This is a genomic window from Micromonospora sp. 15K316 (assembly GCF_004348525.1).
Taxonomy (GTDB): Bacteria; Actinomycetota; Actinomycetes; order Mycobacteriales; family Micromonosporaceae; genus Micromonospora.
Window position 1 is genome coordinate 1 of record NZ_SMKG01000252.1, and the last position, 8,130, is coordinate 8,130.

The window sequence follows — 8,130 nt, forward strand, 5'->3', positions numbered from 1 at the left end:
GCAGGAGGGGCACGGCCGCCCGGCCGTGCCCCTCCTGTCGCCACCTACCCCGGGGTCACTCCCCCGGCGTGGACTTCGCGATCTGCATCAGGAACTCGATGTTGGTACGCGACTGCTTGAGCCGGTCCAGCAGCAGATCCAGAGCCGCCTGCGAATCCAGCGAGTGCAGGACCTTGCGCAGCTTGTGGATGATGGCCAGCTCCTCCGGCGCGAGCAGGATCTCCTCCTTGCGCGTGCCGGACGGGTGGATGTCGATGGCCGGGAAGGTGCGCTTGTCGGCGATCTTCCGATCCAGCTTCAGCTCCGCGTTACCGGTGCCCTTGAACTCCTCGAAGATGACCGTGTCCGCCATCGAGCCGGTCTCGACCAGCGCGGTGGCGAGGATGGTCAGTGACCCGCCGTTCTCGATGTTGCGGGCCGCGCCGAGGAAGCGCTTCGGCGGGTAGAGCGCGGTGGAGTCGATACCACCCGACATGATCCGGCCGCTGGCCGGCGCCGCCAGGTTGTACGACCGACCGAGCCGGGTCACCGAGTCGAGCAGCACGACCACGTCGTGCCCCAGCTCGACCAGGCGCTTCGCGCGCTCGATCGCCAGCTCGGCCACCGTCGTGTGGTCCTGCGGCGGACGGTCGAACGTGGCCGCGATGACCTCGCCCTTCACCGACCGCTGCATGTCGGTGACCTCTTCGGGGCGCTCGTCCACCAGCACCACCATCAGGTGGCACTCGGGGTTGTTACGGGTGATCGCGTTCGCGATGGCCTGCAGCACCATCGTCTTGCCGGCCTTCGGCGGCGAGACGATGAGCGCCCGCTGCCCCTTACCGATCGGCATGACCAGGTCGATCACCCGGGTGGTCAGGATGTGCGGCTCGGTCTCCAGCCGCAGCCGCTCCTGCGGGTAGAGCGGGGTCAGCTTGTAGAACTCCGGCCGGCGCTTGGCCTCCTCCGGCTCCATCCCGTTGATGGTGTCCAGCCGGACCAGCGGGTTGTACTTGTCCCGCCGCTGCTCGCCCTCGCGAGCCGCCCGCACGGCACCGGTGATCGCGTCGCCACGGCGCAGGCCGTACTTCTTGATCTGCGACATCGAGACGTACACGTCGTTCGGGCCGGCGAGGTAGCCGGTGGTCCGGACGAAGGCGTAGTTGTCGAGGACGTCGATGATGCCGGCCACCGGGACGAGCACGTCGTCCTCGCCGACCTGCGGCTCGCGGCCGCCCTCGCCCCCCTCGGCACGCTCACCACGGCCGCGGCGACGGTCCCGGAACCGGCTACGCCGGCCACGCCGGCCACCGCCCTCGCCGTCGTCGTCGCCGTCGGTGTCCCGCTCGGCGCGCTGACCCCGGTCACCGCGATCGTTGCGGTCCGCGCGCTCGGCCCGCTCACCGCGCTCGGCCCGCTCGCCGCGCTCGGCCCGCTCGCCGCGCTCGGCCCGGTCGCCGCGCTCGGCCCGCTCGCCGCGCTCGGCCCGGTCGTTGCGGTCCCCACGCTCACCGCGCTCGGCCCGCTCGTTGCGCTCACCGCGCTCGGCCCGCTCACCGCGCTCCGCCCGGTCGTTGCGCTCACCGCGCTCGGCGCGGTCACCGCGCTCGTTGCGGTCACGCCCACCGCGGCCCTCGCCCCGGTCGGCACGCTCGCCGGTCTCGGCCGTCTCGGTCCGAGGCTCGGCAGCGCGTTCCTCGGTGCGCGCCCGGCGCCGACCCCGGCCGCGACCCTCGGTCTCGGTGGTGGCCTGCTCGGCGGGCGCCGCCTCGGCGGTACGCCGCTCGGCCTCCGGCCGCTCAGTTGTCTCCCGCACCTCGGCGTGCACCTCCTCGCGGGCCGGAGCAGCCGCGGCCGCGACCTCGGCCCGAGGTCGAGGGGTCCCGGCGGCGGCGCCGCCCTGCCGCTCGGTGATCGCGCTGATCAGCTCGCCCTTGCGCATACGGGCCGTGCCGGAGATGCCGAGCGACGCGGCCAGGCTCTGCAGCTCTGGCAGCAGCATCGCCGACAGACCGGTGCCGCTACGCCGCCGACGAGCGGGGGCGGCGGTGGTGGCTTCGCCAGCGACGTTGGAAACATCCGACGTCACGTCGGTGGTGTCGCTCAATGGATTCCTTCCCTCGATAGGCCGTGACTGCCCGGAGTCGACAAAGCAGGTGGCCGGGCGGCCTCGGTGCACCCGCCTCGCGTGAGCGCGTCGCGGGAGTCTGTGACACAGCAGCCGGTCCGTTTCCGACTCACCAGCCTCGGTGAGCAGGTCTCGCCGTCTGCGGCGACCTGTGGAAACTGCGGTGCGGCGTGGCCTTGGCAGGGGTGACGGGCTTACCGCCGAGAGCTTCGGGGGTGCGCCGACCCGCAGGAAGATCGCATGCTTCGCGGCTGTGCTAAGTCTAGAGCGTAATCAACTCTTCCGACCTGCGGCAACAGGGCCCCGCTCGGCGTGTCCAAGTCTACCCCGGGTGACCCGGGCACCGCTGACATCTATCGGTAACCGCCAGACCTGCCAGTCTCTTCCCGCGTCGAAGCCCTCGGGCGGAGCGTCGAGAGCCAGCACCGTCGGGCCGGCCCCACTGACCACAGCCGCCACACCTGCCTCACGCAACTCGCTGACCAGGGCGGCCGTCCCGGGCATCTCACCCGCGCGGTAATCCTGGTGCAGCCGATCGAGGGTGGCCGGCAGCAGCAGCGCCGGGTCGGTGGTGAGCGCGTGCACGAGCAGCGCCGCCCGCCCCGCGCTCAACGCGGCGTCGCGGTGCGGCACTTCGGCCGGCAGAGCCGCGCGGGCCACCGCCGTCAGCCCGCGGCCGCCGGGCACGAAGACGGTGGGGCGTACGCCCTCGGCGACCTCTCGGGTGACCGCGCGTGCGCCGGAGGGTTCCGTCCAGGCGATCGTGAAACCCCCGAGCAGGCAGGGCGCCACGTTGTCGGGATGGCCCTCCAGCTCCGCGGCGAGCCGGAGGACGGCCTCGCCGTCGAGGCGGCGCTCGCCGTCGACCACCAGTGCCCGGGCCAGCAGCACACCGGCGACGATCGCCGCCGAGGAGGAGCCCAGCCCACGGGCCTGCGGGATGCGGTTGACGCACTCGACGATCAGCCCCGGCGGCTGCCCGCCGAGCCGGTCGAAGGTGGCACGCATGGACCGGACCACGAGGTGGCGGTCGTCGTCGGGCAGCTCGCCCGCGCCCTCCCCGGTCACCGTGACCCGGACGCCCGACGGGGCGACCTCGGCCGACACGTCGTCGTGGAGCCCGAGCGCGAGCCCCAGCGCGTCGAAGCCCGGCCCCAGGTTGGCGCTGGTGGCGGGAGCCCGGACCCGGACCGGCCCGGCTTCGAAGTTCTTCGGCACCGGCTCATGCTATGGCCCTGCCCCGACATCCCCGCCGTCCGCCCGATCCGTGAGATGCCGCCCGTTTCGGCGTCCGCCCCACCCGGCTGTCCCGTCGGTCAGCCGGCCGGCTCGGGAACCGGGTCGGTGAGGGAGAGCCGCCGGGTGGCGATCCGCCAGCCGACGGCGTAGACCAGGGTGACCAGCCCGCAGCCGGCGAGCACCACGCGCTCGTCCACCGTGTCCACGACGAGCGCGACGGCGAGCTGGCTGATCGAGATGGCCAGCGTCGCCAGCATCATGTCGGTCGCGAAGACCCGCCCGCGCAGCCGGTCCGGCACCTCGCCCTGCAGCGCGTAGTTCGACATCACCCAGTTGCTGCCGCCGGCGAAGTGCGCCACGAAGACGAGTACCAGCACCAGCGGGAACCAGCTCACCGCCGAGGTGCCGAGGTAGGCCAACCCGTAGAGAGACATCGACAGGGCCAGGCCGGGCAGCAGCAGCGCCCGGTTGGTGAGCACCCGCCGCATCAGGATGGGCCCGACCAGCGCCCCCGCGCCGCGGACCGCGAAGAGCAGCCCGGTGCCGGCCGGTCCGGCCCCGTACACGGCCGCCAGCAGCGGGAAGACCGTCAGCACACCGTTGCCCAGCCCGACCGCCGACTTCACGGTGACCAGCGCCAGCACCCGCGGCCGGTGTCCGATGTAGCGCAACGCCTCGCTCACCGCGGCCCACGCCCGTTGCGGCGCCACGCCGGCCTCCCGCGGCGCCTGCAACGGCCGGCGGATCGTCGCGGCCAGGATCGCGGCGAGCGCCAGGCCGACCACCGCGATCCAGAAGCAGGCGTACGGTCCGACCCGGTCGCTGAGCACGCCGCCGAGCGAGGCGCCGACGACGGTCATGGTTCCCCACGCCGAGCCGGCGATCGCGTTGCCGGCGGCCAGTTCGTCCGGATCGAGGACGTTGGGCAGGGCGGCCTGGGCGGCGGGCGAGTAGAAGCCCTTGGCGACCGCGACCACCCCGATCGCCAGCAGGCCGAGCCAGGCGGTGCCGGCGCTACGGACGCCGAGCAGGAGCAGCACCCCGAGCAGCGCGGCCACGTTCGCCGCCATCATGATCTTCCGCCGGTCGAACCGGTCGGCGATGGCGCCGGTGAACGGCAGCAGCAGCGCCACCACACCGGTGTCGACGGCCAGCACCAGCGCGCCCCACACGCCGCTGCCGGTGAGCTGCGGCAGCAGCACCAGCAGCGGAACCATGACGAACCAGTCGGCCCCGAAGACCACCAGCTCGGCGAGGAACAGGTTGCGGAAGTTCCGGTTGTGGGTAAGGACCGAAAGGGTGGACGCCACGGACCAGCACCCTACCCCGCCTGCCGGAACGCCCCTGCGCGGTACGCCTATCCGTCCCACATGGCGCGCCCCCGGCGGATCGGAACCCGCCGGGGGCGTACCTGGGGCTGCGCCGCTACTCGGTGGGCGGCAGGGGCGAGGTGCGGCTCTTGGGCAGCTTGAGCACCTCGAACTGGTCGGTGCCGTCGACCAGCGCCGCCGAGGGCGCGGGCCGCGCGTCCGGCCGGGTGCCGTTGCCGTCAGCCGAGCCCGTCCGGACGCCGGCCGGAACCGGCTCGGGCTCGGTCGCCGGACCCGCCGGGTCGGTCGGCTCCGCCGGCGAGCCGTGCACGCGCCGCCGGCGCCGCTCCCGCAGCGACTCCTTGGTGTTCTCCACCATCGTGTAGAGCGTCGGCACCAGGAGCAGGGTCAGCAGCGTGGAGGTGAGCAGGCCGCCGATCACCACGACCGCGAGCGGCTGCGAGATGAAGCCGCCCTCCCCGGTGAGCCCGAACGCCATCGGCAGCAACGCGAAGATGGTCGCCACCGCGGTCATCAGGATCGGCCGCAGCCGGTGCCGGCCGCCCTCGACGACCGCCTCCTGCACGCTCAGGCCCTGGGCCCGGTACTGGTTGACCAGATCCATCAGCACGATCGCGTTGGTGACCACGATGCCGACCAGCATCAGCATGCCGATCAGCGCGGGCACGCCGAGCGGGGTCCCGGTGACCAGCAGTAGACCGATGGCGCCGGTGGCCGCGAACGGGATCGAGATGAGCAGGATCAGTGCCTGGATGAGGCTGCGGAACGTCGCCACCATGATCAGGAAGACGATCGCGATCGCGACGAGCACCGCCAGCCCCAGGTCGGCGAAGGCGTCCGCCTGGTCGGCGCTGACCCCGCCGATGACGAACGTCGCCCCGGGCACGTCGATCCCGTCGAGGCGCTTACGCAGCTCCTCGGTGGTCGCGCCGAGGTTCGACCCGGTGGCCGTACCGGTCACCGTGACGCTGCGCTCTCCGTCGATCCGGCTGACCTGCTGCGGGCCCTCGGCCCGCTCGACGGTGGCGATGTCCCCCAGTTTCACCGGCCCCACCGGCAGCGCACGCAGCTCGTCGATGCTGAGCGGCGGGTTGTCGGAGAGGCGGAGCAGCACGTCCTGCTGGCCACCGTCCAGGGCGACCTGCCCGAGCGGGGCACCCCGGAACGCCTGCGCCACGAGCTGGCCGACCGCCGCCTCGGTGAGACCGGCTCGGCCGGCCTTCACCCGGTCGACGGTGACGTCGACCCGCGGCACCCGGTCGGCGAGGCTGCTGGTGACGTCCGCCACGTCCGGCGTACCGGCCACCGCCTCCTCGGCCGCCTTCGCGGCCCGGTCGAGCACCTCCGGGTCGGCGGCCTGGACGACCACCTCGAGCCGGCTGGCGGAGGCGTCCTGCCCACCGCCGAAGGTGAACTCGCCGGCGTCGGGCCCGAGCGCGTCGAACGCCGTGCGCAGCTTCTCCCGCATCTGCTGGGCGTCGGTGTCGTCGCCGAGCGCCAGCGACCAGCTGGCGACGTTGTTCCGGCCGCCACCCAGGAAGCCCAGGTCGCCGCCGCCCGCCGTCACCTGGTACGTCTCGACGCCGCCGGTCCGCTTCAGCACCGCCTCGACCTTGCGCGCCGCCTCGTCGGTGGCGGCCAGGCCGGTGCCGGCCGGCAGCTCCTGACGGATGCTCAGGGTGTCCTGCCCGGAGTCGTCGAGGAAGTTCGTCTCCAGCTTGCTGGCGAGACCGAACGTGCCGAAGAGCACCAGCACGCCCAGCCCGACGGTGATCCACCGGGTGCGCCGGGTGCGGGTGGCGAAGCCGATCGCCGGCAGGTACGCCCGCTGCAGCGGGCTGCGCAGCTCCTTCTCCTCCGCGGCCCGGCGCACGGCGGCGTCGTCCGGCGTGCCGCCGGACGGCTTCAGGAACCAGTACGCGAGCACCGGGATGACCGTGAGCGCGACCAGCAGCGAGGCGAGCAGCGCCACGGTCACGGTGATGGCGAACGGCGCGAAGAGTTGCCCGACGAAGCCACCCACCAGTGCGATGGGGGCGAAGACGGCGACCGTGGTGAGGGTGGACGCGGTGACCGCGCCGGCGACCTCTCGTACGGCCTTGACGATCGCCTCGCGCTTGGGCTCGCCGTACCCGAGATGTCGTTTGATGTTCTCCAACACGACGATCGAGTCGTCCACCACCCGGCCCACCGCGATGGTCAGCGCGCCGAGGGTGAGCAGGTTGAGCGAGTAGTCACCGATCCAGAGCGCGATCAGCGCGACCAGCACCGAGAGCGGGATGGAGACCGCGGTGACCACTGTGGAGCGGACCGACAGCAGGAAGACCAGGATGACGATGACCGCCATCACGAGGCCGAGCAGACCCTCGGTGGTGAGGCTCTCGATCGACTTCTCCACGAACGGCGCCTGATCGAAGATCACGGTCAGTCCGGCGCCGGAGGCGTCGCGCAGCGCGTCGAGCCGGTCCCGGATCTCGTGCGAGATCTCCACCGCGTTGCCGTCGGGGCTGGCGGTGACCGCGATGCCCAGGCTGTCCTCGCCGTTGGTACGGGTGATGGCGGTGGCCGGGGCGAGCGTCTCCTCGATGGCGGCCACGTCGCCGAGCCGGACCGGGTTCGGCCCGGGCGCGACGACGATGCCGCGCAGGTCGTCGAGGGTGCCGACCGGGGTGCCGACCTGAACCGGCAGCGCCTGGCTGCCGTCGGTGACCGTGCCCGCCGGCACCGCCACACCGTTGGTCTTCAGCGCCGTCCCGATCGCGCTCGGGTCGAGCTTCGCGGCGGCCAGCTTCGCCAGGTTCGGCTTGACGACCACCACGTCGCTGCGGGTGCCGGTCAGCTCGACGGTACGCACGCCGTCGATCGCCTCCAGCTCCGGCAGCACATCGGCGCGCAGGTTCTCGGCCAGCGCGCGCTCGTCACCGCCACCGGTGGCGGCGATCACCACCGCCGGCAGGTCGTCGGTGCTGCCCGCGAGCACCTGCGGGTCCACGCCCTCCGGCAGCTGCGCGCCGATCCGGTTCAGCGCGGTCTGCATCTTGTTGACCGTGTCGTCCAGGTCGGTGCCGAACTCGAACTGCACCTGGACGGTCGCCATGCCCTCGCGCGACGTCGAGTTGACGGTCTCCAGTCCGGGCAGGCCCTGGAGGCTGTTCTCGATCGGCTCGACGACCTGCGATTCGACGATCTCGGGTGTCGCGCCGGGGTACGTGGCCATCACGAAGGCGGCCGGAAACTCCAGCGACGGCAGCAGTTGCTGCTTGAGCGACGGCACTGCGAACAGTCCGAAGACGGTGGTCACCACCGCGATGAGGGCGACCAGCCCTCGGTTGGCAAGGCTTGATCTGGCGAGCAGCGACATCGGCCTGGCTCACTCCTAGAAAAATTTGCAGGGCATGCAAAGTGTGCCCGACCCGCTCCCCCCGCCCCGCGCCGGGTACTGACCGGTACCTC

Annotated in this window: 4 protein-coding genes; all 4 read right to left on the bottom strand. The window is 72.5% G+C overall.

What is annotated here, in order from left to right; all coding sequences use genetic code 11:
- Positions 1–55: 55 nt before the first annotated feature.
- The 4 genes from rho to E1211_RS28395 all read right to left on the bottom strand — a co-directional run bounded on the left by rho (position 56) and on the right by E1211_RS28395 (position 8,038).
- Entirely contained in the window at positions 56–2,086 is a 2,031-nt protein-coding gene (gene rho, locus E1211_RS28380) for a transcription termination factor Rho (protein ID WP_132352681.1), read from the bottom strand.
- Positions 2,087–2,380: 294 nt separating this feature from the next.
- Positions 2,381–3,325 carry a homoserine kinase gene (gene thrB / locus E1211_RS28385; RefSeq protein ID WP_132352683.1) on the bottom strand — a complete coding sequence of 315 codons (945 nt, stop codon included), beginning with the start codon at positions 3,323–3,325 and terminating at the stop codon, positions 2,381–2,383.
- Between the two features lie 98 nt (positions 3,326–3,423).
- Positions 3,424–4,656: an MFS transporter gene (locus E1211_RS28390; RefSeq protein ID WP_132352685.1), complete on the bottom strand. Its 1,233-nt coding sequence runs from the start codon at positions 4,654–4,656 to the stop codon at positions 3,424–3,426.
- A gap of 115 nt (positions 4,657–4,771) precedes the next feature.
- Positions 4,772–8,038 carry an efflux RND transporter permease subunit gene (locus E1211_RS28395; RefSeq protein ID WP_132352687.1) on the bottom strand — a complete coding sequence of 1,089 codons (3,267 nt, stop codon included), beginning with the start codon at positions 8,036–8,038 and terminating at the stop codon, positions 4,772–4,774.
- Positions 8,039–8,130: the final 92 nt, after the last annotated feature.